The 24,223-nt window shown below is 71.3% G+C and carries 23 protein-coding genes; 12 read left to right on the top strand and 11 right to left on the bottom strand.

What is annotated here, in order from left to right; translation table 11 throughout:
• Positions 1 to 35 precede the first annotated feature (35 nt).
• A complete protein-coding gene (hppD, locus tag HHX40_RS30585; RefSeq protein WP_182883350.1) occupies positions 36 to 1,139 on the bottom strand; it encodes a 4-hydroxyphenylpyruvate dioxygenase in 1,104 nt (367 codons plus the stop codon).
• A 96-nt stretch (positions 1,140 to 1,235) separates the two neighbouring features.
• Here hppD and HHX40_RS30590 point away from each other — a divergent pair, with 96 nt between their 5' ends.
• Complete coding sequence (locus tag HHX40_RS30590) at positions 1,236 to 1,703, top strand: Lrp/AsnC family transcriptional regulator (protein ID WP_117409285.1); 468 nt, start codon at positions 1,236 to 1,238, stop codon at positions 1,701 to 1,703.
• Positions 1,704 to 1,887: 184 nt separating this feature from the next.
• On the top strand, positions 1,888 to 4,233 hold the full coding sequence (locus HHX40_RS30595) for a transglycosylase domain-containing protein (RefSeq protein ID WP_310738356.1): 2,346 nt from the start codon (positions 1,888 to 1,890) through the stop codon (positions 4,231 to 4,233).
• Between the two features lie 140 nt (positions 4,234 to 4,373).
• On the opposite strand, the gene HHX40_RS30600 is transcribed toward HHX40_RS30595, so the two are convergent.
• Entirely contained in the window at positions 4,374 to 6,401 is a 2,028-nt protein-coding gene (locus tag HHX40_RS30600) for a thioredoxin domain-containing protein (RefSeq protein ID WP_182883351.1), read from the bottom strand.
• Positions 6,402 to 6,563: 162 nt separating this feature from the next.
• Between HHX40_RS30600 and HHX40_RS30605 the strand changes: the two genes are divergently transcribed.
• Entirely contained in the window at positions 6,564 to 7,727 is a 1,164-nt protein-coding gene (locus HHX40_RS30605) for a hypothetical protein (RefSeq protein ID WP_310738357.1), read from the top strand.
• 5 nt (positions 7,728 to 7,732) lie between these two features.
• On the opposite strand, the gene HHX40_RS30610 is transcribed toward HHX40_RS30605, so the two are convergent.
• The 3 genes from HHX40_RS30610 to mca are packed head-to-tail and all read right to left on the bottom strand — an operon-like array spanning position 7,733 to position 9,105.
• The gene (locus HHX40_RS30610) at positions 7,733 to 8,050 is read right to left on the bottom strand and encodes a GNAT family N-acetyltransferase (protein WP_182883352.1); all 318 of its coding nucleotides are present in this window, start codon (positions 8,048 to 8,050) and stop codon (positions 7,733 to 7,735) included.
• Positions 8,047 to 8,214: a hypothetical protein gene (locus HHX40_RS30615; protein WP_165900854.1), complete on the bottom strand. Its 168-nt coding sequence runs from the start codon at positions 8,212 to 8,214 to the stop codon at positions 8,047 to 8,049. The genes HHX40_RS30610 and HHX40_RS30615 overlap by 4 nt, the downstream gene beginning before the upstream one ends.
• Before the next feature lie 9 nt (positions 8,215 to 8,223).
• Positions 8,224 to 9,105 carry a mycothiol conjugate amidase Mca gene (gene mca / locus HHX40_RS30620; RefSeq protein ID WP_138461783.1) on the bottom strand — a complete coding sequence of 294 codons (882 nt, stop codon included), beginning with the start codon at positions 9,103 to 9,105 and terminating at the stop codon, positions 8,224 to 8,226.
• A gap of 146 nt (positions 9,106 to 9,251) precedes the next feature.
• Here mca and HHX40_RS30625 point away from each other — a divergent pair, with 146 nt between their 5' ends.
• The 3 genes from HHX40_RS30625 (at position 9,252) to HHX40_RS30635 (ending at position 11,729) form a co-directional block, all read left to right on the top strand.
• Positions 9,252 to 9,677 (top strand): DUF4307 domain-containing protein, encoded by a 426-nt coding sequence (locus HHX40_RS30625; RefSeq protein ID WP_182883353.1) that lies wholly within the window; start codon positions 9,252 to 9,254, stop codon positions 9,675 to 9,677.
• Between the two features lie 75 nt (positions 9,678 to 9,752).
• Complete coding sequence (gene greA, locus HHX40_RS30630; RefSeq protein WP_117409279.1) at positions 9,753 to 10,253, top strand: transcription elongation factor GreA; 501 nt, start codon at positions 9,753 to 9,755, stop codon at positions 10,251 to 10,253.
• A 126-nt stretch (positions 10,254 to 10,379) separates the two neighbouring features.
• Positions 10,380 to 11,729: a C40 family peptidase gene (locus HHX40_RS30635; RefSeq protein WP_310738358.1), complete on the top strand. Its 1,350-nt coding sequence runs from the start codon at positions 10,380 to 10,382 to the stop codon at positions 11,727 to 11,729.
• Here HHX40_RS30635 and HHX40_RS30640 read toward each other — a convergent pair.
• Positions 11,698 to 12,294, bottom strand: a complete 597-nt coding sequence (locus tag HHX40_RS30640; RefSeq protein WP_182883354.1) for a TetR/AcrR family transcriptional regulator — start codon at positions 12,292 to 12,294, stop codon at positions 11,698 to 11,700. The genes HHX40_RS30635 and HHX40_RS30640 overlap by 32 nt on opposite strands.
• Before the next feature lie 101 nt (positions 12,295 to 12,395).
• Between HHX40_RS30640 and HHX40_RS30645 the strand changes: the two genes are divergently transcribed.
• On the top strand, positions 12,396 to 13,391 hold the full coding sequence (locus HHX40_RS30645; protein ID WP_259404044.1) for an NADP-dependent oxidoreductase: 996 nt from the start codon (positions 12,396 to 12,398) through the stop codon (positions 13,389 to 13,391).
• On the opposite strand, the gene HHX40_RS30650 is transcribed toward HHX40_RS30645, so the two are convergent.
• Together HHX40_RS30650 and HHX40_RS30655 are read right to left on the bottom strand one after the other, a co-directional pair.
• Positions 13,364 to 13,996, bottom strand: a complete 633-nt coding sequence (locus HHX40_RS30650) for a TetR family transcriptional regulator (RefSeq protein WP_182883355.1) — start codon at positions 13,994 to 13,996, stop codon at positions 13,364 to 13,366. The genes HHX40_RS30645 and HHX40_RS30650 overlap by 28 nt on opposite strands.
• Positions 13,974 to 15,485, bottom strand: a complete 1,512-nt coding sequence (locus HHX40_RS30655; protein ID WP_182883356.1) for a DHA2 family efflux MFS transporter permease subunit — start codon at positions 15,483 to 15,485, stop codon at positions 13,974 to 13,976. The genes HHX40_RS30650 and HHX40_RS30655 overlap by 23 nt, the downstream gene beginning before the upstream one ends.
• Positions 15,486 to 15,561: 76 nt before the next feature.
• Between HHX40_RS30655 and HHX40_RS30660 the strand changes: the two genes are divergently transcribed.
• From HHX40_RS30660 to HHX40_RS30675, 4 genes are all read left to right on the top strand, one after another.
• On the top strand, positions 15,562 to 16,080 hold the full coding sequence (locus HHX40_RS30660; protein WP_117409275.1) for a hypothetical protein: 519 nt from the start codon (positions 15,562 to 15,564) through the stop codon (positions 16,078 to 16,080).
• A gap of 280 nt (positions 16,081 to 16,360) precedes the next feature.
• Positions 16,361 to 18,157: a phosphoenolpyruvate carboxykinase (GTP) gene (locus HHX40_RS30665; protein ID WP_182883357.1), complete on the top strand. Its 1,797-nt coding sequence runs from the start codon at positions 16,361 to 16,363 to the stop codon at positions 18,155 to 18,157.
• Between the two features lie 114 nt (positions 18,158 to 18,271).
• Complete coding sequence (locus tag HHX40_RS30670; protein WP_182877656.1) at positions 18,272 to 19,033, top strand: isoprenyl transferase; 762 nt, start codon at positions 18,272 to 18,274, stop codon at positions 19,031 to 19,033.
• Between the two features lie 246 nt (positions 19,034 to 19,279).
• On the top strand, positions 19,280 to 20,590 hold the full coding sequence (locus HHX40_RS30675) for a PhoH family protein (protein WP_182877657.1): 1,311 nt from the start codon (positions 19,280 to 19,282) through the stop codon (positions 20,588 to 20,590).
• Between the two features lie 6 nt (positions 20,591 to 20,596).
• On the opposite strand, the gene HHX40_RS30680 is transcribed toward HHX40_RS30675, so the two are convergent.
• The 3 genes from HHX40_RS30680 to HHX40_RS30690 are packed head-to-tail and all read right to left on the bottom strand — an operon-like array spanning position 20,597 to position 23,315.
• Complete coding sequence (locus HHX40_RS30680; protein ID WP_182883358.1) at positions 20,597 to 21,202, bottom strand: hypothetical protein; 606 nt, start codon at positions 21,200 to 21,202, stop codon at positions 20,597 to 20,599.
• On the bottom strand, positions 21,199 to 22,644 hold the full coding sequence (locus tag HHX40_RS30685) for a sensor histidine kinase (RefSeq protein ID WP_182883359.1): 1,446 nt from the start codon (positions 22,642 to 22,644) through the stop codon (positions 21,199 to 21,201). The genes HHX40_RS30680 and HHX40_RS30685 overlap by 4 nt, the downstream gene beginning before the upstream one ends.
• On the bottom strand, positions 22,641 to 23,315 hold the full coding sequence (locus HHX40_RS30690; RefSeq protein WP_117409270.1) for a response regulator transcription factor: 675 nt from the start codon (positions 23,313 to 23,315) through the stop codon (positions 22,641 to 22,643). The genes HHX40_RS30685 and HHX40_RS30690 overlap by 4 nt, the downstream gene beginning before the upstream one ends.
• 214 nt (positions 23,316 to 23,529) lie before the next feature.
• Here HHX40_RS30690 and HHX40_RS30695 point away from each other — a divergent pair, with 214 nt between their 5' ends.
• The gene (locus tag HHX40_RS30695; RefSeq protein ID WP_225311981.1) at positions 23,530 to 24,219 is read left to right on the top strand and encodes a lytic transglycosylase domain-containing protein; all 690 of its coding nucleotides are present in this window, start codon (positions 23,530 to 23,532) and stop codon (positions 24,217 to 24,219) included.
• The last annotated feature ends 4 nt before the right edge of the window (positions 24,220 to 24,223 follow it).

Here is a 24,223-nt window from a genome sequence, read left to right on the forward strand (position 1 = left end):
CCTTCGGGCAAAGCCCGGCACGCGCAAAGTGTGCGTTAGAGGGTGCCCCGGCGCTCCTGCTCGCGCTCGATGGCCTCGAAGAGGGCCTTGAAGTTGCCCTTGCCGAAGCCGAGGGAGCCGTGCCGCTCGATGAGCTCGTAGAACACGGTCGGGCGGTCCAGGACGGGCTTGGTGAAGATCTGCAGCAGGTAGCCGTCCTCGTCGCGGTCCACCAGGATGCGGCGCTTCTTCAGCTCCTCGACCGGCACGCGGACCTCGCCGATGCGGGAGCGCAGTTCCGGGTCGTCGTAGTAGGAGTCGGGCGTGTCGAGGAACTCGACGCCCGCCGCCCGCATCGCGTCCACCGTCGCGACGATGTCGTTGGTGGCCAGCGCGACGTGCTGCACGCCCGGACCGCCGTAGAACTCCAGGAACTCCTCGATCTGGGACTTCTTCTTGCCCTCTGCGGGCTCGTTCAGGGGGAACTTGACCTTGCGGGTGCCGTCCGCGACGACCTTGGACATCAGCGCCGAGTACTCGGTCGCGATGTCGTCGCCGATGAACTCCGCCATCTTGGTGAAGCCCATGACCTTCTCGTAGAACCCGACCCACTCCTCCATGTGCTCGACGTTGCCGACGCAGTGGTCGACCGCCTGGAAGAACCGGCCGTTCTTCACCGCGGGCGGCGCGACGATCGGCTCGGCCGCGACGTATCCGGGCAGGTACGGGCCGGTGTAGTTGGCCCGGTCGACCAGCGTGTGCCGGGTCTCGCCGTACGTCGCGATCGCCGCGACCACGACCTTGCCGTGCTCGTCCTCCACGACGTGGGGCTCCGCCAGCCCCCGGGCGCCCTGTCCCAGGGCGTACCGGTAGGCCGCCTCCACGTCCGGCACGTCCAGCGCGAGGTCGACGACGCCGTCGCCGTGGTCGGCCACGTGCCGCGCGAGTGGCGTTCCCGCCCGTACGGCCCCGCGCAGCTCGAAGCGCGCCGAACCCGAGACGAGGACGTACGCCACCTCGTCGCGGCTGCCGGTCTCCGGCCCCCGGTAGGCCACCAGGCGCATCCCGAAGGCGGTCGAGTAGTAGTGGGCGGCCTGCTTCGCGTTGCCGACCGCGAAAACCACCGCGTCCATGCCGTGAACCGGAAAGACATCGTTCATGTGACAACTGTCGGTTGGCATGGCCAATTTGTGCAACAGTGAGTTGATTCGGTGGACAATTTGCTCAGTCTCCATGCTACGGAAGGGGAAACGGTTATGACGATTGACCACCTCGACGCCCGGCTCGTCGCCCTGCTGGCCGCCGAGCCCAGGATCGGCGTGCTGGAGTGCTCCCGCAGGCTCGACGTCGCCCGGGGGACGGTGCAGGCCCGGCTCGACCGGATGGCCGCGAAGGGGGTCATCACCGGCTACGGCCCGGACATCGATCCGGCCGCGCTCGGCTTCGACGTGACCGCGTTCGTGACGTTGCACATCAGGCAGGTCGCGGGGCACGTGCCGGTGGCCGACCAGCTCGCGCTCGTGCCCGAGGTCCTGGAGGTCCACACGATCACCGGCGGGGGAGACATGCTCTGCCGGGTGGTCGCCCGGAGCAACGCCGACCTCCAGCGCGTCATCGACCTGATCGTGGACGTGCAGGGGGTCGTGCGGACCGAGTCGGTGATCGCGCTCGACACGCCGGTGCCGTACCGGACCCTTCCCCTCGTACGGGCGGCGGGCGGCTGATCAGGCCACCGGGCCATGTTGGCGTGGTTTATCCACAGGTGCTTGTCCGCGGGGCATCTTTTCCACAGAGGTGACAGGGAGTGCGGAACCATCGTGGGCCATCGTTTACCGTGGTTGCATTCGCCCAGCTCACAGGGCCACAAGCGGGCGTATCGGGGGTATCGGACTTATCGGGGGTCGCAGGGTGGACAACACCGGGGAGGGCCCGATCGGGGAGGGCTCGGCCGAGAGGGACGCCGGCGACGGGGCGGGCAGGCCGGAACGCCGCCGCCGGCGGCGACGGCTGCCGCGTGTCCTGCTCGCCTGCCTCGTCACCTCGATCGCCGGACTGGTCGTGTTCCTCGCCGTCGTGTGGGCGCTGACCCCGATCCCGGGCGGCACCCAGGAGCTGGCGACGGCCCAGGGGTCGGTGATCTACTACCGGGACGGCAGGACCGTCCTCGCCACCGAGGGCGTGAACCGCAAGAACGTGCCGCTCGCCCGGGTTCCCAAGGCGGTCAGGGACGCCGTGATCGCCGCCGAGAACCGCACCTTCTACCGGGACCAGGGCGTCTCCATGTCGGGCACGGCGCGCGCCCTCTGGTCGACGGTCACCGGACGCCAGCTTCAGGGCGGCTCCACGATCACCCAGCAGATGGTCCGCAACTACTACAGCGGCCTCGGCCAGGAACGCTCCGTCGGGCGCAAGCTCAAGGAGATCATGATCGCGCTCAAGGTGGATCGCTCCAAGCCGAAGGACTGGGTGCTGGAGCGCTACCTCAACACGATCTACTTCGGCCGCGGGGCGTACGGCATCCAGGCCGCCGCCCGCGCCTACTTCGACAAGGACGTGCAGAACCTCACGGTGGCCGAGGGGGCCTATCTCGCGGCCGTGATCCAGCAGCCCACCCGGTTCGCCGATCCCACCGGCCCCGCGCTCGACGCGGTCCGGGCGAGGTGGGCGTCGGTGATCCAGGGCATGCGCGAGATCGGCGCGATCGGCCGCGAGGAGGCCGGGTCGCAGACGTTCCCGGCGCTCGCCCGGCAGCGGCCGCCGCTGTCCCTGGGCGGCCAGAACGGCTACATGCTCGCGCAGGTGCGGGCCGAACTGAACCGGCTGGGCTTCACCGACGAGGACATCAACCACGGCGGCCTGAAGGTCACCACGACGTTCGACAAGAAGCTCATGTCCCTCGCCGCCGAGGCGGTCAGGTCGGTGCTGCCCGAAGGCACCCCCAAGAAGGTGCGCACCGGCCTCGCGGCCGTCGATCCCGGCACCGGGGAGGTCGTCGCCTTCTACGGCGGGCGCTACGAGACCAACCAGTACGACAACGCCTTCTCCGCCAAGGTCCAGGCCGGTTCGACCTTCAAGCCCTACACGCTGGCCGCGGCGCTCGAAGCCGGGTACGGGCTCGACACCCTGGTGAACGGCAACTCGCCCGTCACCATCGGAGCCGCGAGCATCCCCAACTCCGGCGGCAGGTCCTACGGCCCGGCGATCCCGCTGGTCCAGGCCACGCAGTATTCGGTCAACACCGCCTTCGTCGATCTCGGGCAGCGGATCGGCCTCGACAAGGTCGTCGCGGCGGCCCGGGCGGCAGGCATCCCCGAAGCGCAACTCGCCCCGCACTCGGGGGCCGCCACGCTCCCGCTCGGGGTGGCGTCGGTGAGCGCCGTGCAGCAGGCCTCGGGGTTCGCCACCTTCGCCGCCGGGGGGATTCACCGCGAGGCCCACGTGATCAGGTCCGTCACCGACGGCACCGGGCTGGTCCGGACCTTCTCGCGGCCCGGCGCCCGGGCCTTCAGCGAGAACACGGCCGCCGACACGACGTACGCGCTGGAGCAGGTCGTGCTGAACGGCACCGGCACGGCCGCGCGGCTGTGGGACCGGCCGGTCGCGGGCAAGACCGGCACGACGGACGAGTCGGCCGCCGTCTGGTTCTCCGGATACGTCCCGCAACTGGCGGTCGCCGTCGACATGTTCCGCGACGACAACAAGCCGGTGACCGTCCCCGGATACGGCGAGTTGTACGGCGGCACGCTTCCGGCGGAGATCTGGAAGACCTTCGTGGGCACCGCGATGGAGGGCAAGCCGGTGAAGGAGTTCCCCGAGCCGGTCACGTGGAATCCCTACTACTCCTGGGACTACGGCAGGCCCACGCCCCGGCCGAGCGGCGATCCCAACGTCATCCCGAACGACCCTTCGGGCACCTTCCCGCCGTACGCGCCGGGGGCGCCGGGGCTGCCTCCCGGCGCGCCCGGAGACGTGGAGCAGCCCGGCGGCGCCGGCCAGGAGGGCGCGGGTCAGGACGGCGGCGGCCCGCGGGGCGGCGCCGACAACTTCGCCCCGGACCTTCGCCCGAACGGTTTCGATCCCAGCGATCCGGGCCGGTCCGACGACGCGGGGGCCGCGCCGGGCGGGCCCGTCACCGGGCGGAACGCCCCCGCCTCCGGCGGCGCCGACCGCACGGGCACGGACCGCACGGGCACGGGCGCCGGCACGGGCGGAAGAAGGAGCGCCGGCGACGCCCCGGCGGGCCTGCTGCCCTAATCGCCGGAAGATCTGCCCGGACGGAGCGATGTCCGGGTACGGGCGAAGACGACCCCCCGACGACCCCCGGGGTGAGGCGACGCCGCGAGATGCCGCGCCGGGCGACCTGACGGAGACGATCGCCGGGGGTCGGCCCCGTGTCAGTTCGCCAGTTCGGCCCGCAGTTCGGCGGGAGTGGTCACCGGCGCCCGGCAGGTGAAGCGGCGGCACACGTAGGCGGCGGGCGAACCGCCGACCATGCCGCGTCCCTCCAGCAGCGGCACGTCCACAGCTCCGTCATCCACAGCTCCGCCGTCCACTGATCCGCTGCCGGCGGATCCGTCGCCGAGCGCGACCACCAGGCCCGGCGCGCCGGACAGGAGGGCCGCCCGGTGCAGCGCGCGGGTGCGGGGGTCGCCGGACGGGCCGACGATCGCCACCTCCACCGGCCCGCGCAGGGCCGCCTCCGCCACGGCGAGACCCCATCCCGCGAAGCGGGCGTACCGCCCGGCCAGCGTGGAGACCGCGCCCAGCGCCGCCTCGGCCGCCTCCCGATGCCGGGCCGAACCGGTCAGCGCCGCGTACGACAGCAGTGCGCCCGCCGCCGCGAAGCGCCCGGACGGCGTGGCGTTGTCGGTGGGGTCGGCGGGTCGCTGGAACAGCCGTTCGCCGTCGTCCGGGGCGTCGTAGAACCCTCCGGAGCCGTCGGGGAACCGGGTCAGGACGGTCTCCAGCAGGTCGCCGGCCCGGTGGAACCAGCGGCTCTCGCCGGTGACGCCATAGAGGGCGATGAACCCTTCCGCCGTGTTCGCGTAGTCCTCCAGCATGCCGGCGTTGGTCCCCGCCCGGCCGTCGCGTGAGGTGCGCAGCAGCCGGGCCGGGCCGCGGGCCACCGTGTGCAGGTCGTCGAGCAGCACGGCCGCCTCCCGCGCGGCGTCCACCAGCACGGGCCGCTCGAACAGCGCGCCCGCCTCGGCCAGGGCGGCGATCACCAGCCCGTTCCACGAGGCCACGATCTTGTCGTCCCGTCCCGGCCGCGGGCGCCGTTCCCGCGCGGCCCGCAAGGCCGTACGGATTCGGTCGAACCGCTCCGGGTCGTCGGGGTCGGCCAGAAGCTGGAGCACGGACGTGCCGTGCTCGAACGTGCCCGTGACCTCGAACACCGAGGCCGCCCAGGCGCCGTCGTCCTCCCCGAGGACCTCGCGAAGCTGCTCGGGAGTCCAGACGTAGAACAGGCCCTCGCCGTGGGCGCCGTCCGGTCCCTCGCTGTCGGCGTCGAGGGCCGAGGCGAAACCGCCCTCCGGGGTGCGCATCTCCCGCAGCAGCCATTCGGCGGTCTCCAGGGCCACCCGCCTGGCGAGGACCGAGCCCGTCGCACGCCACCAGTGGGCGTAGACCCGCAGCAGCAGCGCGTTGTCGTAGAGCATCTTCTCGAAGTGCGGCACGACCCAGTCGGCGTCGACGGAGTAGCGGGCGAAACCGCCGCCGATCTGGTCGTACATGCCGCCCCTGGCCATGGCCTCCATGGTCGCCTCGGCCATGGACACCGCCTCGGGCGTGCCGTGCCGCAGCAGGAACTCCAGGGCCATGGACGGCGGGAACTTCGGCGCCCCGTCGAAGCCGCCCCGCCGCTCGTCGAAGCCCTCCGCGAGATTCCGTACGGCGAGGGCGAGCGTGCCGGCGTCCGGCAGCGGGCCCGACGGCACCCCGGTCCGCTCGCCGAGTGCCTCCACCACCTTCGCGCCCTGGGTCAGCACGCCCTCCCGGTCCTGCCGCCAGGCCTCCGAGACGGCCTGCAGCAACCGGTGGAGGTGCGGCCGGGGAAAGTAGGTCCCGGCGTAGAACGGATGGCCCTCCGGCGTGGCGAACACCGTCATCGGCCAGCCGCCCTGCCCGGTCATCGCCTGGACGGCGCCCATGTAGACGGCGTCCACGTCGGGGCGTTCCTCGCGGTCGACCTTCACGTTGACGAACAGGTCGTTCATCTGCCGCGCGGTGGCCTCGTCCTCGAACGACTCGTGGGCCATGACATGGCACCAGTGACACGCCGAGTAGCCGACGCTGATCAGCAGGGGGACGTCGCGCCTGTGCGCCTCCGCGAACGCCTCCTCGCCCCACGGAAACCAGTCCACCGGGTTGTCCACGTGTTGCAGGAGGTAAGGAGAGGTCTCGCCGCCCAGCCGGTTCATACGGCCAGCCTCTCACACGCTCAGATGCGCGATCCCTCGTCTTCCGGCCAGGGCGGACGGGCTCCCGGGGCGTTCGCCGCGTCCGGGGGAAAGGTCCGGTGGGAACGCGCGGGGAGAACGTGGGGATGTGTTCGGGCGCGTCCGGGCGTAGGCTCACAGGACGTGGGCTTGGATCTGGACTTCGCGGTCAGGCACTCGGGGCGCCCGGCGGCCGCCATGACGCGGCGGGACGTCGCCCGGGTGCTGCTGGCCGTGCCGTCGGGGCAGGCCCTGGTCGCCCTTCCCGACCTGCGGCGGCAGCTGTTCGCCGTGGGCAATCCGCTGTCGGTCACGTTCTGGGAGTCCGCCAAGGCGGTGCTGACCAGCATCGAGTCGGGCGTGGCCACGGTGGGCGAGGTGCAGCGCTGGCTGGAGTCCAGCGGCACCGAGCCGATCATGCTCACCCGCAGCTACTTCCTGTGGCCCGAGGAGAGCGAGCGCGGCCCGGTGGCCACCGAGATGTACGAGCGGCTGGTCGAGTTCCTGGAGGAGCGCCTGGCGGCGGGGGAGATCGACGCGGACGCGCTGGCCGCCGGGGACGCCGGGGCCCGTCACGCCTACGAGGAACTCCAGGAACGCTGGCTCGGCACGCCGCTCCCCGACGGCCGGGTGCCCAACGTCGTGGTCAACGACGAGCAGGACAAGGAGCTGTACGCCGCCTGGGACGAGGAGGAGGCCTTCGCGCTGAGCGAGCTGCGGCGGGTGCTCGACGACCTGCCCGAGCCGCCCTTCCCCGAGGCCGACCTCCGTATGGCCGCCCGCCGGTTGCGCGTCACGCTGGGCCGGCCCGGCTACCCCGGCAACGTGCTGCGCGCGTGCGCCGGCCTGGAGGAGGGCGACCTGCCGGAACGGGACGAGGACCTGTGGCTCACGGTCGCCGCCGGGATCGCCGCGCCGATCTCCGACCTCCCGGACGAGGAGGACGCGGCCCGGTTCTTCGACATGGAGGGCGATCTCAGCCACGAGGACTCGATACTGGCCTCGCTGTGCGCCATCCACCACGCCGACTGGCTCGCCTCGGTGATCACTCTGGTCCGGTACGGCCCCGGCGTGCTCGCCTCACCCGAGCGGATCGCCCGGTTCATCGCCGACTCCGAGGACGTCGACGTCGACCCGGACGAGCCGGAGGACCTGGAGGCGACGGAGATGCTGTTCACGGCGGTCACCCCGCTGTGGGCGCATCTCGGCATCGTGGACCGGGCGGAGGTGCTGACCCCGCTCGGCTGGTGGGGCCTGCCCAAGGCGCTGGAGCGCGCCTGGTCCTCCGGCCCCGCCCTGCCGGACTGACGGGTTCACCCGGCGGCGTCGACCAGGTTCCGGTAGTCGTCGTCCACCAGGTCGCGGTACTCCGGATTCCGCTGGATGTACCAGGCCACGAACGAGCACAGGGGCACGACGCGCAGCCCCGCCGTACGCGCGCCGTCGAGGGCGGCGCCCACCAGATGGCCGCCCAGCCCCCGGCCCTCGTACTCGCCGCGGACCTCGGTGTGCGTGAAGACCATCGCCCCGTCCCGCATCCGGTACTGCGCGAACCCGGCGACCATCCCGTCGACCAGGATCTCGTAGCGCGACGCGGCCGGGTCGGCGACGACCTCGACGGCCGCGCTCACGCGTCCGGTCCGTTCCCGTGGCGGTCGTCCTCGCGGCGGTCGTCCGGCACCTGGATCTTCCTCATCTGCTTGTTCATGTTCTTCAGCAGGAGGAACAGGGCGACGGCGATCGCGGCGACGACGAGGAAGCCCAGGAGACCAGGCCCGTAGGTGTTTGCGTCCACCCGTCCAGCTTACGAGCGGGCAGGGGCGGCCTCCGCGTGGATCCCCGTGAACAGGTCGTCCTCGGGCAGCGTGGTGTCCACCAGCGACCGCGCGAGGTGGTAGTCCTCGGTCGGCCAGATCTCCTCCTGGAGATCCCTCGGGCAGACGAACCAGAAGCCGTCGGGGTCGACCTGGGTGGCGTGTGCGAGCAGGGCGAGGTCGCGAAGCTCGAAGTACTCCCCGCACGGAACCCTGGTCGTGACCTCCCACTTCTCCGGGCGGTCCTCCCACCGGGCGATCCAGTCGGCGTACGGCGAGCCGATGCCGCGCTCGGTCATCGCGTTGTGCAGCGCCTCGAACCGCTCCCTGGTGAAGCCCATGTGGTAGTAGAGCTTCAGTGGCTGCCACGGCTCCCCGGTGCCCGGGTAGCGGTCGGGGTCGCCCGCCGCCTCGAACGCCTCGACCGACACCCGGTTGGTCATGATGTGGTCCGGGTGCGGGTAGCCGCCGTTGTCGTCGTACGTGAGGATCACGTGCGGCCGGAACTCCCGCACGGCGGCGACGAGTGGCGCCGAGGCCGCCTCCAGCGACTGCAGCGCGAAGCAGCCCTCCGGCAGCGGCTCGTTCTCGTCCTCCGGCAGCCCGGAGTCCACGAACCCGAGGAAGCGCTGCCGCACGCCGAGGATCTCGCGGGCCTTCTCCATCTCCTGCCGGCGCACCTCGCCCATGTTCTCGAGGATGTCGGGCCGGTCCATCTTGGGGTTGAGGATCGAGCCGCGTTCACCGCCCGTACAGGTGACGACGAGGACCTCCGCGCCCTCCGCGACGTAGCGGGCCATCGTGGCGGCACCCTTGCTCGACTCGTCGTCGGGGTGCGCGTGCACGGCCATCAGCCTCAACGGTGCGCTCACGGCTCTCCTCATGGTGTCCTCTGGCTGTCAAAGAGGTTAGCTTCTATGTGACCGTGCGTACCGGACCGGCATGGCCCGCGCCGGCACGGTCCCCTGTGCGGACGATCGTCTCGCACAACACCGACAAACCTCAGGGAGATTCCGCGATGCCCACCGATGAGGCCGGCGGCGGGGGGACACGCCCGGTGCTCGGCACGCCGGACGACTTCGCGCCACGCCCGGCGCGGCCCGGCCGGCTCGTGCCGTACGTCGTGATGGCGCTGGTCGTGGCGCTGATCGCGGGCGGCTGGGGCTACGTCCTGCTCCGCGCGAACGGGAACCCGGCCGTCAGCGCCCAGGTGATCACATTCGACGCGAGCGCTCCGGACTCCGCCGTAATAACGTTCACCGTGCACAAGCCCGCGGGCCGGGCGGCGACGTGCCGGATCCAGGCGCTCGACACCAGGCACCTGGAGGTCGGGAGCCGCGAGGTGGACCTTCCGCGGGGCCGGTCGGACCTGGAGTTCACCGAGCGGGTGAGGACGAGCGCGCAGGCCACAGCGGTACATGTCGACTACTGCGATCTCGTATAGTGGAATCTTTGGGGAAGCGTTCGAAGGCGTTAACTCGTTAGCCTTTCGAGTCACTTACGGAAACAAGGAGAGCCCGTGGCCGTCTCCCAGAACGACAACGTCACCTGGCTGACGCAAGAGGCGTACGACCGCCTCAAGGAGGAGTACGAGTACCTTTCGGGCCCGGGTCGCACGGACATCGCCAAGAAGATCGAAGCCGCCCGGGAAGAGGGTGACCTCAGGGAGAACGGTGGCTACCACGCCGCCAAGGACGAGCAGGGCAAGATGGAGGCCCGCATCTTCCACCTCCGGCAGATCCTGGACAGCGCCAGGGTCGGTGAGGCTCCCCGCGCCGAAGGCATCGTCGGACCCGGCATGACCGTGACGGTCCGCTTCGACGGCGACGACGAGGAGGTCACCTTCCTGCTGGCCTCCCGCGAGGAGAGCGGCGCTCCGATCGACGTCTACTCGCCGAACTCTCCCCTCGGGTCCGCCATCAACGGCAAGAAGGTCGGCGAGCAGGCGACCTACACGATGCCCAACGGCAGGCAGAACACCGTCGAGATCCTCGAGGCCGTGCCGTACGTCGGCAACTAGGGGCCGCGACCCAGGGGCCTTGTCCCTTTTCGCCCCGGCCGGGAATTCTGCAATCGATTGCGCTATTCCCGGCCGTACGGCAATCTCGTCGTGGAACGAAGCATTCGCTGCGGAAGGGGTGAGATCGTGCTCGAACGCCGAGCGCGCTTATCCACCCGTGTCCGCAGGAAGCTCGCCGTAGCGGTCTTCGAGGCGCGTCAGGACCTGGCGTACCGGCCGCGGCTTCCCCGGCGCGACCTCGGACGGCACAGCCTCACCCGGCGGGCCGCCGGGCTGCGCAGGACGGTCCCCTTCATCGCCGTGCTGCTCGTGTGCGTGCTGGCGGCCGACGTCCTCGCGCTCGGCGAACTCACGTCCGGCACCGCGAACCCCGATGCGACCGCGGGGGTCTCCCAGCGGCGTACGGCCCACGGCTACGTGGCGGCGGCGCGGCAGGACCGCGCCGGGACGGCCCCCGCAACGGCTCAGAACCCGGCGGCGGGCCCGCCGGAGAGCCCGTCGGCGCAGGTGGCGCCGCTGGGGCGCCTGATCCGCCCGCACCTGTTCGTGGTGGCCGACCAGCCGCTGCCCGCCGAACTGGTCGAGAAGGTGCGCCGGGTCAAGGGCGTCGCGGACGCCGAGGTGACCGGCGCCGCCGACGTGACCGTGGACGGCAAGCGCGTGCAGACGATGGGCGTCGACCCGTCCACGTTCCGCGCGTACACGCCGAAGGTGACGGCCGCCACCGACGGGCTGTGGCGCAACATCGCGGCCGGGGACATGGCGGTCTCGTTCGAACTCGGCCACGACGGCGGGGTCAAGCTCGGGTCCGTCGTCGAGGGCGGCGGCAGGCGCCTGCGCATCGGCGCGTACGCCACGGTCGGGATGGGCTCGATCGCCGCGATCGTCTCGAAGAACACGGCGGCGGCGCTCGGCGTCCCGGACGGCAACGCCCTCGTCGTGAGCGCGCCGAAGGTCGACTCGGCCAAACTCCGCCGGAGCCTGCTGAAGATCCTGCCCAAGGGCAGCCAGGTCGCCACGATCAACCCCGTGGTGGTCACGCCCAAGGGGCGCACCGTGTGGCCGTCGACCGCGTTCATGTCCGCCGACCAGCTCAAGGTGGCGCTGGAGGCGGCCGTCGGCAAGCTCGGCCGGCCGTACGTCTGGGGCGCCGAGGGGCCGGACAGCTTCGACTGCTCCGGGCTCGTGCAGTGGGCGTACGCGCAGGCGGGCGTGCGGATGCCGCGGGTGACGTACCAGCAGTGGGTCACCGGGCCGCAGGTGCCGCTGTCGCAGGCACAGCCGGGCGACCTGCTGTTCTGGCGCAACGATCCCACCAACCCCGGCTACATCTCGCACGTCGCCATCTACTGGGGCAACGGGAAGATGCTGCACGCCCCGCACACCGGCGACGTCGTGAAGATCGCGGACGTCTACACGAAGAACCTCGCCGGAGTCGTCCGGGTCAGCCCTCAGGTCTCCGCCCGGGTCCGCTGACCCCGTCGGCCGCGAGGCCGTCCATCACGAGCGAGAACAGGTGGTCCCGCCGGGCGGCGAGGGACGGCGCCTGTTCGGCGATCCAGCCGACGGCGTTCACCAAGGCGAACAGGTCGATCCTCGTGACGTCCGGCCGGATGCGGCCGTCGTCCTGGGCACGCCGCAGCAGCCGTCCCGCGGCCTCCCGCATCGCCGCGCACGATGCGTGCAGGGGAGAGCTCTCGTCGCCGATCGTGGTCATCATCGAGGCGGACAGGCCGCGGTAGGCGGCCGCTCCGTCGACGAACTCCCGCAGCCACTCCAGCAGCGCCGCGTGCGGGTCGCCGCCGCCGGCCAGTTCTCCCGCCCTGGCCGCGAGGTGGTCGAACCGCTGCCGCAGCAACGCCTCCAGGAGGGCCTCCCTGGTGGGGAAGTGCCGGTAGAGGGTGCCCATGCCGACCTCGGCACGGCGCGCGATGTCACGCAGCGACGCCTGCGTCCCCTGCTCCTCCACGACGATCCTGGCGACCTCCAGGATGCGCCCGTGGTTGCGCCGCGCGTCCGCGCGCTGCTGCCGGTCCGTCATGCGTCGATCCTCGCACCCCGGCATCTGGGCCGTTGACATACGGAGCAGCGCTCCGCTTATTATCTGGAGCACCGCTCCGAATCGTCCCTCCAGGAGGATCGATGCCCGCGATGAAGGCCGTCCGCATGCACCGGATCGGCGAACCCGGCGTTCTGACGGTGGAGGAGCTTCCCCGCCCCGAGCCGGGGCCCGGAGACGTGCTCGTCCGCGTCCACGCGGCCGGCGTGAACCCGCCCGACTGGTACGCCCGCCGGGGCTTCGCCGGCATCCCCGAGGACATCCGGCCCACGCTCCCTCTGCCGTACACGCCGGGCTCGGACGTCTCCGGGACGGTCGCCGCCGTGGGCCACGGCGTCACCGAGTGGCGGGAGGGCGACGAGGTGTTCGGCCTCGTGCGCTTCCCCTCCCTGGAGAACGGGGGGAAGGGCTATGCCGAGTACACGACCTCGCCCGCGTCGCACCTGGCGCGCAAGCCGGCCTCGCTCAGCCACGTAGAGGCGGCCGGCGTGCCGATGGCGGGGCTCACCGCCTACCAGTTCATCGTCGATCACATCAAGCTCGACGAGGGCCGCAGGGTGCTGGTGAACGGCGCCGCCGGCGGGGTCGGCCACTTCGCGGTCCAGCTCGCCAAGATCAAGGGCGCGTACGTGATCGGGGTCGCCTCGGGACGGCACGAGACGTTCCTGCGCGAGCTGGGGGTGGACGAGTTCCTCGACTACACCACCACGCGGGTGGAGGACGAGGTGCGGGACGTGGACGTCCTCATCGACACCGTGGGCGGGCCGGACGCCCACCGGTTCCTGCCGGTGCTGCGGCGCGGGGGCGTGATCAGCCCGATCTTCTACGCCGAGTACCACCAGGAGCGGGCGGCCGACCTGGGCATCTCCTTCCGGCGCGGCCAGGTCCACTCGGACGGCGGGCAGCTGGCCGAGCTGGCACGACTGCTGGAAGAGGGCCGGCTGCGCGTGGGCGTCGACTCGGTCTTCCCGCTCGCCGAGGCCGCGAAGGCGCACGAACGGGCGGAGCGCGGGCACATCCAGGGGAAGATCGTCCTGCGGGTGGCGCCCGATCAGACCGGCAGGCCGGCCTCCAGGTAGCCGAGCGCCTCGTCGATCAGGACGAGCAGCGGCGTCCTGCCGTCCTGCTCCACCCAGCCGAACAGGGCCGTGAGGATGACTCCCAGGACCGCCCCAGCGAGCGTCCGTACGGCGGGGCCGCGCGGATCGCGGCCGGAGCGTTCCGCCATGGCCGCCGCGAGCAGCTCGATCGTGGCGAACAGTCCCTCCACGGTCCGCGCCCGCAGGGCGGGCACGGAGGTGGTGAGCTTGATCCGGGCGAGCATCTGGTCCAGCTCCTCCGGGCCGATCGACTCGAAGGCGGTGCGGAACGCGGCGCGCAGGGCGGTCAGCGGGGGCAGGTCCGGCGGCTGGGCCCTGATGGCCTCCAGCAGCATCGGATCGTAGTCGTCCTGGATGACCACGTCTTCCTTGGTGGGGAAGTACCGGAAGAACGTACTGGGGGAGACCTCCGCGGCCTCCGCGATCTGCTCGACCGTCGTGGCCTCGTAGCCCTGTTCGGCGAACAGCCGCAGGGCCTCCTCCTGGATGGTCCGGCGGGTCTTGGCCTTCTTGCGCTCGCGCAGGCTCGTGACAGCGCTGGTGGAGGCGGCGGAGTTCCGGTCAGCGCGCTGTGGTGAGCTCATGACCCGATTCTGCCGTCTTTCCGCTCCTGGCCGTGTTCCCCGGCAGGAAGACGGCCACCAGGACGGCGGCGGCCGCGGACGCGCCCCCGCACAGCAGCAGGACCAGGTCCATGCCGTCGACGAACGCCTCGCGGGCGGCCCGCAGCAGCGCCGCGTCGCCCGTACGGACGGCCAGGGCCACGGCGGTGGTGATCGAGTCGTCCGCCGCCCGCGGGGCCCCGGCGGGCAGCCCGGAGGCATACGCCGCGGAGAGCACGCTGCCCAGGCCGGCCACGCCCAGCGCGCCGCCGACCTGCCGGACGGTCTGCAGGGTCGCCGAGCCCGAGCCCGAGCGCTCCTGCGGCAGCAGGGCGAGCACGCCGTCCATGGCGGGGACCATGGCCAGGCCCACCCCCGCGCCGAGGACGGCCAGCCAGGCCGCGACGAACCCGTACCCGGAGGACACCGAGGTCGTCGCGCCCAGGACGAAGCCGGCGGCGAGCACGACCAGGCCCGCCGGCATCACCACGCGCAGGCCGAGGGGGGCGGTGAGCCGCTCACCGGCCAGGCCGCCGAGCATGAGCCCCGCCACCATGGGGATCACCCGTACGCCGGTGCCGAAGGCGTCGTGGCCGAGCACGGCCTGCAGGTGCTGGGGGACGACGAACAGCACGCCCGACATGCCGAGGCTCACGAACGTGGCGCCGGCCGCGCCCCACACGAAGACCCTGCTGCGGAACAGTCCGACGTCCAGCATCGGCCGCCGGACGCGGGCCTCGACCCGGACGAGCGCCGCCAGCAGCACCACCCCGGCCGCCAGGCCGGCGAGGACGCGGGCGTCGCCCCACCCGCGGGCCGGCGCCTCGATGACGCCGTACACCAGTGCCGCCAGGCCCGTCACCGACAGCAGCGCGCCGGGAACGTCGGTCCGTGGCGCGGCGGGGTCACGGGACTCGGGGATGAACACGGCCGCCGCGGCCGCCGCCACGACGACCACCGGGATGTTGACGAGGAAGATCGAGCCCCACCAGAAGCGGTCGAGCAGGTAGCCGCCCACGATGGGGCCGAGGGGCAGGCCGAGGGCCAGGGCGGCGGTGAAGACGGCGATCGCGCGGCCCCGCTCACGCGGGCCGAAGACCACCGGCAGGATCGAGGTCGACAGCGGCATGATCAGCGCGCCGCCCGCGCCCATGAGCGCGCGGGCCGCGATCAGCGCGCCGGTGCCGTTCGCGTACGTCGCGAACACCGACGCGATCCCGAAGGCCGCGAGCCCGGCCAGTAGCAGCCGCCTGCGGCCGAAGCGGTCGCCGAGCGCGCCCGCAGGAAGCATCAGCGCGGCGAACGGAGCCAGGTACGCGTCCACGATCCACTGCAGGTCGCCGGTCGTGGCGCCCAGGTCGGCCGCCAGCGTCGGCAATGCCACGTTGAGCACCGTCGCGTCCATCCCTATGACCAGGACGCTCAGCACGAGGGCGCCGAGCGCCCACCAACGAAAAGTGAGAGAGGCCATGAATTGATAGTAACTGTCAAAAACTAGTACCTGTCAATCCAGACCATAGACTGAGCAGCGTTGTAATCTTGATTACATGGATGCAGAAGAACAACTGAAGGCGTGGTTCGCCGGCCGCCTGCCGGAGACGTGGTTCGCCGGCCGGCCGGAGGTCGTGGTGGACCGCGAGGAGATCACCGTGCTCGGGACCCTGCCGCCGCTGTCGGTGGCCGAGGGGCTGCCCGACCTCGAACGGGCCGCGGCCGTCGAGGGATACGTCGAACGCTTCCGCGAGGAGACCCGCGAGCGCAGGATCGAGATCGCCCGGGAGGCCGAGCACCGCTTCCGGCGCAAGGTGTCCTGGGGGGTGGTCGCCGGTGACGAGACAGTGATGTTCACCACTCTTTCCGTGCCGGTCATGACCCGCCTGCGCCAGCCGGAGCGGCAGGTGCTGGACACCCTGGTCGCCGCGGGTGTGGCGCGCAGCCGCAGCGACGCGCTGGCCTGGTGCGTCCGGCTGGTCGGGAAGCACACCGACAACTGGCTCGCTGACCTGCGCGATGCCCTCCAGCACGTCGACCGGGTCAGGGCGGAGGGCCCCGGCGGATTGGACTGAACCAATTTGCGCAGAGGTCTAAACCATTGCGATCGGTCTATACCAATGTGTAACGCCGGTGAGGCGGGTAAGGAGGGGAAAGACGTTTTTTCGACAGGGCCCGAGTGGGTAAGGTCGCACAACATCACGGCCCCTGCCTGGGCGGATACCGTCGGGGGCCGTGATGGAGAATGGCACCGAATTGCACGGGAGTGGAAACGCGATGGTCTACTCCAATCGGCTTCGGCGGCCGTTCGCCGCGAATGACGCTCTGGCCCTGAGAGATTAAGGAGCCGCCCCCGTGTCCATTTCAGTAGATGTGCCGACGCCCACCACTCACAGCGATCTGGCGGCCTGGGTGAGCCGGATCGCGGAGCTGACCCAGCCGGACCGCGTCGAATGGTGCGACGGCTCGGAGGCCGAGTGGACGCGCCTGACCAACCTTCTGGTCGAGCAGGGCACCTTCCGGCGGCTCGCCAAGCGTCCCAACAGCTTCTACGCGGCCTCGGACCCGGGCGACGTCGCCCGGGTGGAGGACCGCACGTTCATCTGCTCCGAGCGCGAGGAGGACGCGGGCCCGACCAACAACTGGATCGCGCCGGACGAGATGCGCGAGACGTTCGCCACGCTGTTCCGGGGCTGCATGCGGGGCCGGACGATGTACGTCGTGCCGTTCTGCATGGGCCCCCTGGGCGGCGACCTCTCCCAGCTCGGCGTCGAGATCACCGACTCGCCGTACGTCGTGGTGTCGATGCGGATCATGACGAGGATGGGCGAGGAGGCGCTGCGCCTCATCGAGGAGCGCAACGACTTCGTCAGGGCGGTGCATTCGGTGGGGGCGCCGCTGGAGCCCGGTCAGGCCGACGTGCCGTGGCCGTGCAGCCGGACCAAGTACATCAGCCACTTCCCGGAGACCCGCGAGATCTGGTCGTACGGCTCGGGCTACGGCGGCAACGCGCTGCTGGGCAAGAAGTGCTACGCGCTGCGGATCGCCAGCGTGATGGCCCGCGACGAGGGCTGGCTGGCCGAGCACATGCTGATCCTCAAGCTCACGCCGCCGGAGGGCGAGGCGCGGTACATCGCGGCCGCCTTCCCGTCGGCCTGCGGCAAGACCAACCTCGCCATGCTCCAGCCCACGATCCCGGGCTGGAAGGTCGAGACGATCGGCGACGACATCGCCTGGATGCGCTTCGGCGCCGACGGTCGGCTGTACGCGATCAACCCGGAGGCCGGCTTCTTCGGCGTCGCGCCCGGGACCGGACAGACGACGAACGCCAACGCGATCGAGACGCTGTGGGGCAACAGCATCTTCACCAACGTCGCGCTGACCGACGACGGCGACGTCTGGTGGGAGGGCCTCACCGACGAGCCGCCCGCGCACCTCACCGACTGGAAGGGCCGCGACTGGACGCCCGGGTCGGGCGAGCCCGCCGCCCACCCGAACGCCCGGTTCACCACCCCGGCCGAGCAGTGCCCGACGATCGCCCCCGAGTGGCAGGATCCGGCCGGCGTGCCGATCTCGGCCATCCTGTTCGGCGGGCGCAGGGCGACCGCCGTGCCGCTGGTGACCGAGTCGCTGAGCTGGCGCCACGGGGTCTTCATGGGCGCCAACGTGGCGTCGGAGAAGACCGCGGCGGCGGAGGGCAGGGTCGGCGAACTGCGCCGCGACCCGTTCGCGATGCTGCCGTTCTGCGGCTACAACATGGGCGACTACTTCGCGCACTGGATCGGCGTCGGCGAGTCGGCCGACCCGGAGAAGCTGCCCAGGATCTACTACGTGAACTGGTTCCGCAAGGACGCGGACGGCCGCTTCCTGTGGCCCGGCTTCGGCGAGAACAGCCGGGTGCTCAAGTGGATCGTCGAGCGGCTGAACGGCGTGGCCGGCGCCGTGCCCACGCCGATCGGCAAGGTGCCGGACGGGATCGACACCGAGGGCCTCGGCATCGCGCCCGGGGACATGGAGCTGCTGCTCGGCGTCGACCCCGAGGTGTGGCGTGAGGAGGCCGCGCTGATCCCGCCCCACTTCGAGACGTTCGGCGACCACATGCCGAAGGAGCTGTGGGACGAGTACCACGCCCTGGTCGAGCGGCTCGGCTGACTTCCGCGTACGGCCCGCGCGCCGGGGAAGCCGGAGGAGAGCGGGCGGGGCACGCCGCGCAGCCCGCGATAATTGGTGACCGAACCCCCCACCGGTCGTGAGGAAGAGGGTCGCATGAGCATGCGCGATCTCGTGTACAAGCTGTACGAGCGCAGGCTCGAAGGGAAGCTGTCCTCCGCTCGGATTCCCCGGCACGTCGGCGTCATCGTCGACGGCAACCGCAGGTGGGCGCGGGCCATGGGCCTGCACGACGTCAGCCGGGGCCACCAGAAGGGCGCCGACAAGATCTCCGAGCTGCTCGGGTGGTGCCGGGAGGCCGGCGTCGGCTACGTCACGCTGTGGCTGCTGTCCACCGACAACCTCTCCAGGGACAAGGCCGAGCTGGGGCCGTTGCTCCAGGTCATCGAGAACCTCGTGCAGGATCTCGTGGACCAGGGCTGGCACGTCAACCCGATGGGATCGCTGGACCTTCTGCCCGATCACACGGCTCGTGTCCTCAAACACGCGAAAGAAACCACATCGCATCGCCCCGGCCTGATTGTGAACGTTGCCGTTGGGTATGGAGGAAGGCGTGAGATCGCTGATGCGGTGCGCTCCCTCCTCCAGGAGCACGCCAGCAAGGGCGCGAGCATCGAGGACCTCGTCGAGGTCCTCGACGTGGAGCACATCGCGGAGCATCTCTACACGCGCGGCCTGCCCGACCCCGACCTCGTCATCCGGACCTCGGGAGAGCAGCGACTCTCCGGATTCCTGCTCTGGCAGAGCGCCCACTCCGAGTTCTACTTCTGCGAGGCCTACTGGCCTGACTTCCGCAGAGTCGACTTCCTGCGGGCGCTCCGCTCGTACGCCGCGCGACACCGTCGGTACGGCTCCTGAGACGGTACGTGACCAGCGCCTTTTAACCTGCCTAAACCTATTGGGCTGGGGACTTTCGTTACGTACCGTGGTAGCTGAGCGGCCGTCGAGAGGATCGGCGGTCACCACCTCGGGAGAGGGCCCGTCCTTGCGCGACCACCATGCGGGGAGGGCCGGAGACCCGGTCTGCCTTCGCAGGTCACGGGCCCGGTCCGGTCACCACCAGTCAAGGCAGGGCGCCGGCCTCAGGCGCCCGGGGGAGAACGCGTGGCAGTGTCCTCGAGCAACCCGTCCACATCCCGCACCTACGTTCTGGACACCTCCGTCCTGCTCGCCGACCCGGCGGCGCTGAGCCGCTTCGCCGAGCACGAGGTCGTCGTCCCGATCGTCGTCATCACGGAACTGGAGGCCAAGCGTCACCACCCGGAGCTCGGCTACTTCGCCCGGGAGGCGCTCCGCTTCCTCGATGACCTCAGAGTGCGGCACGGACGGCTGGATGAGCCCATGCCGATCGGCGACGGGACCATCCGGGTCGAGTTGAACCATAGTGATCCATCCTGCCTCCCGGCGGGGTTCCGCCTGGGTGACAACGACACCCGCATCCTGACCGTCGCCCAGAACCTCGCGGCCGAGGGCGCGGACGTGGTGCTGGTGTCGAAGGACCTGCCGATGCGGGTCAAGGCCGCGTCCATCGGCCTCTGCGCGGAGGAGTACCGCGCGGGCATGGTGGTCGAGTCGGGCTGGACCGGCATGGCGGAACTCCAGGTCACCACCGAGGAGATGGACACGCTCTTCGACGCGGGCACGGCCGACATCGACGAGGCGCGCGACCTGCCGTGCCACACCGGTCTGCGGCTGCTGTCGAGCCGCGGTTCGGCGCTCGGCCGCGTCATGCCGGACAAGTCGGTACGGCTGGTCAGGGGCGACCGGGAGGTCTTCGGGCTGCACGGCCGGTCCGCCGAGCAGCGGATCGCGCTCGACCTGCTGATGGACCCCGACGTCGGCATCGTCTCGATGGGCGGCCGCGCGGGCACCGGCAAGTCGGCGCTCGCACTGTGCGCGGGCCTGGAGGCGGTGCTGGAGCGCCGCCAGCACCGCAAGATCATCGTCTTCCGTCCCCTGTACGCCGTGGGCGGCCAGGAGCTCGGCTACCTCCCCGGCACGGAGAACGACAAGATGGGCCCCTGGGCCCAGGCGGTCTACGACACGCTGGGCGCGGTGACGACTCCGGAGGTCATCGAGGAGGTCATCGACCGGGGCATGCTGGAGGTCCTGCCGCTGACCCACATCCGCGGCCGTTCCCTCCACGACGCGTTCGTGATCGTGGACGAGGCGCAGTCGCTGGAGCGCGGCGTGCTGCTGACCGTGCTGTCCCGCATCGGGGCCAACTCCCGGGTCGTGCTCACCCACGACATCGCCCAGCGCGACAACCTGCGGGTGGGCCGGCACGACGGCGTGCTCGCGGTGGTGGAGAAGCTGAAGGGCCACCCGCTGTTCGCCCACATCACGCTGACCCGGTCCGAGCGGTCGCCGATCGCGGCCCTGGTGACCGAGATGCTGGAGAACATCACGCTCTGATCCCCGTCAGGGTGGGAGCTGGCCGTCCTCGGGGGCCAGGTCCCAGTACTCCCGGCAGGTGTGGGCCTTCAGCCGCCCGTTCCTGCCGGGAGCCACGTGGGCGATCTCCACGGCCCAGACCTCCGGGCTCAGCCGGGCCGTACAGGTGATCTGGGCCATGGCCGCCCTGGAGATCTTCCATCCGCTGACGAACAGGCGCACGCGCAGGCTCAGCGTGCTGTCCGGGTCGTTGCGGCTGCCCTCGTACGGCGAGTACCTCACGAGCTGCGTCTGGGCCGGTGAAAGCCCGGTCAGCGCGGTGGACAGGCGGTTCGCGGGCCGTCCGCTCGCCTTGAACAACGCGTCGAGGACGTCGTTGACGTGCGCGGACCGCGCCGCGACGCGGGCGGGCCGCAGCTTGCCGTCCCGCAGCAGGTAGATCGTGACGAGGGTCGGGGTGCCGCTGATGGCCGGCGCCGGGCCGGCGTCGACCACCTCGCTCGGCCCGACCCCGCAGGCCGCGGAGGCCGCCAGCAGGGCCGTGAGCAGGGTGGCGATCAGGGTCGTGCGCAGGGTTGCGCGCAGGCCCGCCGTCCCGGCCCGCCGTCCCCGGCCGTGTCCGATACCGGTCATGGCGTGGGGATCCACAGCCGGAAGAGGATGCCGGGCTCGCGGCGCTCCGCCGTGACCGAGCCGTCGTGCAACTCGGCGTTGGCCCTGGCGATGGCCAGGCCGAGGCCGCTGCCCACGCTCCGCGCCCGGTCGGCGCCCGCCTTGTAGAAGCGCTCGAAGACGTGCGGGAGGGCGTGTTCCGGGATGCCCTTCCCGTGGTCGCGCACGGTCACCTCCAGGCCCCTCGACGCGTCGGGGCGGACGCGCACCCGGGCGGTGACCACGACCGGCGGCGCGCCGTGGTTGAGCGCGTTGCCGACGAGGTTGGCCACGATCACGTCGAACCTCCGGATGTCCAGCGAGAACGTGAGGCCGACGGGCACGGTGAGCTTCACCTTGTCGGCCCAGCCCCGCACCTCCAGGCAGTCCGCCAGGGCGTCGCCCACGTCGACGGTCTCCCGGTGGAGCCTGGCGGCGCCCGCGTCCAGCCTGCTGATCTCGATGAGGTGCTCGACCAGCACCCGGAGCCGGCCGATCTCGCGGACGACGATCCGGACGGCCTCCCCGGCGTCGTCCGGCAGGTTCTCGGCGTCCTCCGAGAGCATGTCGGTGACCGCCGTCATCGCCGTCAGCGGGGTGCGCAGCTCGTGGGAGACGTCGGCGACGAACCGGCGCGACATCGACTCCAGCGTCCGCAGCTCGCCGACCGTCTCCTCCAGCGCCGCCGCCGTCTCGTTGAACGTCGCGGTCAGCTCCGCCAGTTCGTCCCTGCCGCGTACGGGCAGCCGGACGTGCAGGTCGCCCGAGCCGAGCGCGCGGGCGGCGGCGCCGAGCCGGCGCACCGGCAGCAGCACGCGCCGGGCCGACAGCAGGGCCAGGGTCAACGCCAGGACGAGGGTGATCCCCCCGGCCTGCGCGAGGGCCGTCCGCAGGCGGGAGAGGACGGCGTCCTCCTCCGACAGGGGGACGAACACGTACGCCGTCAGGCCGGTCGGCCGCACCACCCCCTGGCCGGTCTCCCGCTGGATCTGCGTGGCCACGATCAGCCACGGCCGGCGCCTGAGGAGCACCCGCTGGTGGACCAGCCGCCCGGCCGCCTGCTCGCGCAGCCGGCGGGGCACGTCGGCGATGGTGAACTCGAAGCCGGGGCTGGTCCGCAGGAGCCGGCCGTACGTCACGATCACGGTGCGTTCCGGCGCCTCCAGCGCGTGCACGACCTGGCCGAGGTCGTCCTCGGTGACGGTGGCGTCGCTCGGCCAGACCACGTCGCTCACTCCGATCGGCAGGGTGGTCCTGGACAGCGTCTCGCGCACGTCGGCGACCGCGCCCCGCTCGGCGCGGTCCAGCAGGCCGCGGCGGACGATCTGGTATCCGAGGCCGGTGACGACGGCGGAGGCGGTGATCGCCACCAGCAGGAAGGTGATCACCAGCCGCCCCCGCAGCCCCGAGGGCAGCCAGGTCATGGCGGACTGAAGCGGTATCCGAAGCCGCGCACGGTGTGGATGTAGACGGGGTCGGCGGGCACCGGTTCGACCTTGGCGCGGATGCGCTGCACGCAGGCGTCGACCAGCCGGGAGTCGGCCACGTGCGTGTGGTCCCAGACGGCGCGCAGGAGATAGCGGCGGGTGAGGACCTGGCCGGGACGGCGGACCAGTTCGAGCAGCAGGCGCAGTTCGGTCGGGGTGAGGTGGATCTCCCGGCCGGCCAGGCTCACCTTCAGCGCGCCGCGGTCGATCACCAGGTCGCCGAAGACGAGCCGGTCGGGCGAGGCAGACTCCAGCCGGCGCAGGATGGCCCGGATGCGGGCGTCCAGCACGCGGGGCTCGACCGGCTTGACCACGTAGTCGTCCGCGCCGGCCTCCAGCCCGACCACCACGTCGAGGTCGTCGCCCCGGGCGGTGAGCAGGATGATCGGCAGGGGGTCGAGCCTGCGGATGCGGCGGCACACCTCCACGCCGTCGATGCCCGGCAGCATGACGTCGAGGATCGCGATCTCGGGACGCCGGGTGCGTATGTGGTCGAGCGCCTCCTCGCCCGTGGCGTACGCGGTCACCGCGTGGCCCTGCCGGGTGAGCGCGAGTTCGAGCCCGGTGCGGACCGAAGGGTCGTCTTCGACCAGGAGAATGCCTGCCACCTGGTCATTATGCGACGTACACAATGATTCCCCTATTCGTCCCAATATCGATGCCGGGTTGTCACGAGACGAGGTGTGACCAAAATCACACCGGCGGGGAAAGCGCATGTGATCGGTGGTGGGGTCAAGACGTCACCAAACAGGTACCACGATTCGGTTGCGGACCACCCCCCGGGACAGGGCAAGCTCATTGGCCGTGAGCTCTGGTCAGCAGTTGAAGGATCGCCCCCGCGCCTCCCGGTCCCGACGGGGCGGAAACGGCCGTTCCGGCCCCGGCTGGCTGACACCAAAGCGGATCGCGATCCTCGGCGTCTCGGTGGCCGTGCTCGCGGGGGGGACGTTCTACACGGTCCGTACGGCCGTCGACCACGCCAACGCGCCCGCCAAGCCCCTGGAGCCGGGCGACTTCCTGGCCCTCGACCCCGCCAAGCCCGACCCCGAGGCCGACACGCTGAAGGAGAACGCGGTCCAGGCCCTGCGCAAGGACCGGCTGGAGAAGGCCCGCGACCGTTCTAAGGTCCTCGACCCCGTCGACATCGTGGAGAAGGCCCCCGGCGGCGCCGGCCTGCCGCCCGCGAACTTCCCGCCCGGTTCGACCCCCGACCCCGGCAGCAACAAGGCCCTCGGCAAGCAGATGGCCGAGGCGCGCGGCTGGGGCGGCGAGTGGGGCTGCCTGGAGAAGCTGTGGGACAGGGAGAGCCACTGGAACGAGCGGGCCATGAACCGCTACAGCGGCGCGTACGGCATCCCCCAGTCGCTCCCCGGCAGCAAGATGGCGAGCGCGGGCGCCGACTGGCAGACCAACCCCGCCACCCAGATCAAGTGGGGGCTCGGCTACATCGCCGGCCGCTACAAGACGCCCTGCGGCGCCTGGGCCCACTCCCAGTCCACCGGCTGGTACTAGGTCG

It is taken from the genome of Microbispora sp. H10949 (assembly GCF_014161435.1).
Taxonomy (GTDB): domain Bacteria; phylum Actinomycetota; class Actinomycetes; order Streptosporangiales; family Streptosporangiaceae; genus Microbispora; species Microbispora triticiradicis.

Coding starts and splice junctions, on each gene's coding strand:
- HHX40_RS30660 (WP_117409275.1), top strand. CDS start 15,562: ATGGATGCAGAAGAACAACTGAAGGCGTGGTTCGCCGGCCGCCTGCCG.
- HHX40_RS30685 (WP_182883359.1), bottom strand. CDS start 22,644: ATGACCTGGCTGCCCTCGGGGCTGCGGGGGCGGCTGGTGATCACCTTC.
- HHX40_RS30645 (WP_259404044.1), top strand. CDS start 12,396: ATGCCCGCGATGAAGGCCGTCCGCATGCACCGGATCGGCGAACCCGGC.
- HHX40_RS30670 (WP_182877656.1), top strand. CDS start 18,272: ATGAGCATGCGCGATCTCGTGTACAAGCTGTACGAGCGCAGGCTCGAA.
- HHX40_RS30590 (WP_117409285.1), top strand. CDS start 1,236: ATGACGATTGACCACCTCGACGCCCGGCTCGTCGCCCTGCTGGCCGCC.
- HHX40_RS30680 (WP_182883358.1), bottom strand. CDS start 21,202: ATGACCGGTATCGGACACGGCCGGGGACGGCGGGCCGGGACGGCGGGC.
- HHX40_RS30650 (WP_182883355.1), bottom strand. CDS start 13,996: ATGAGCTCACCACAGCGCGCTGACCGGAACTCCGCCGCCTCCACCAGC.
- HHX40_RS30655 (WP_182883356.1), bottom strand. CDS start 15,485: ATGGCCTCTCTCACTTTTCGTTGGTGGGCGCTCGGCGCCCTCGTGCTG.
- HHX40_RS30625 (WP_182883353.1), top strand. CDS start 9,252: ATGCCCACCGATGAGGCCGGCGGCGGGGGGACACGCCCGGTGCTCGGC.
- HHX40_RS30640 (WP_182883354.1), bottom strand. CDS start 12,294: ATGACGGACCGGCAGCAGCGCGCGGACGCGCGGCGCAACCACGGGCGC.
- hppD (WP_182883350.1), bottom strand. CDS start 1,139: ATGAACGATGTCTTTCCGGTTCACGGCATGGACGCGGTGGTTTTCGCG.
- HHX40_RS30600 (WP_182883351.1), bottom strand. CDS start 6,401: ATGAACCGGCTGGGCGGCGAGACCTCTCCTTACCTCCTGCAACACGTG.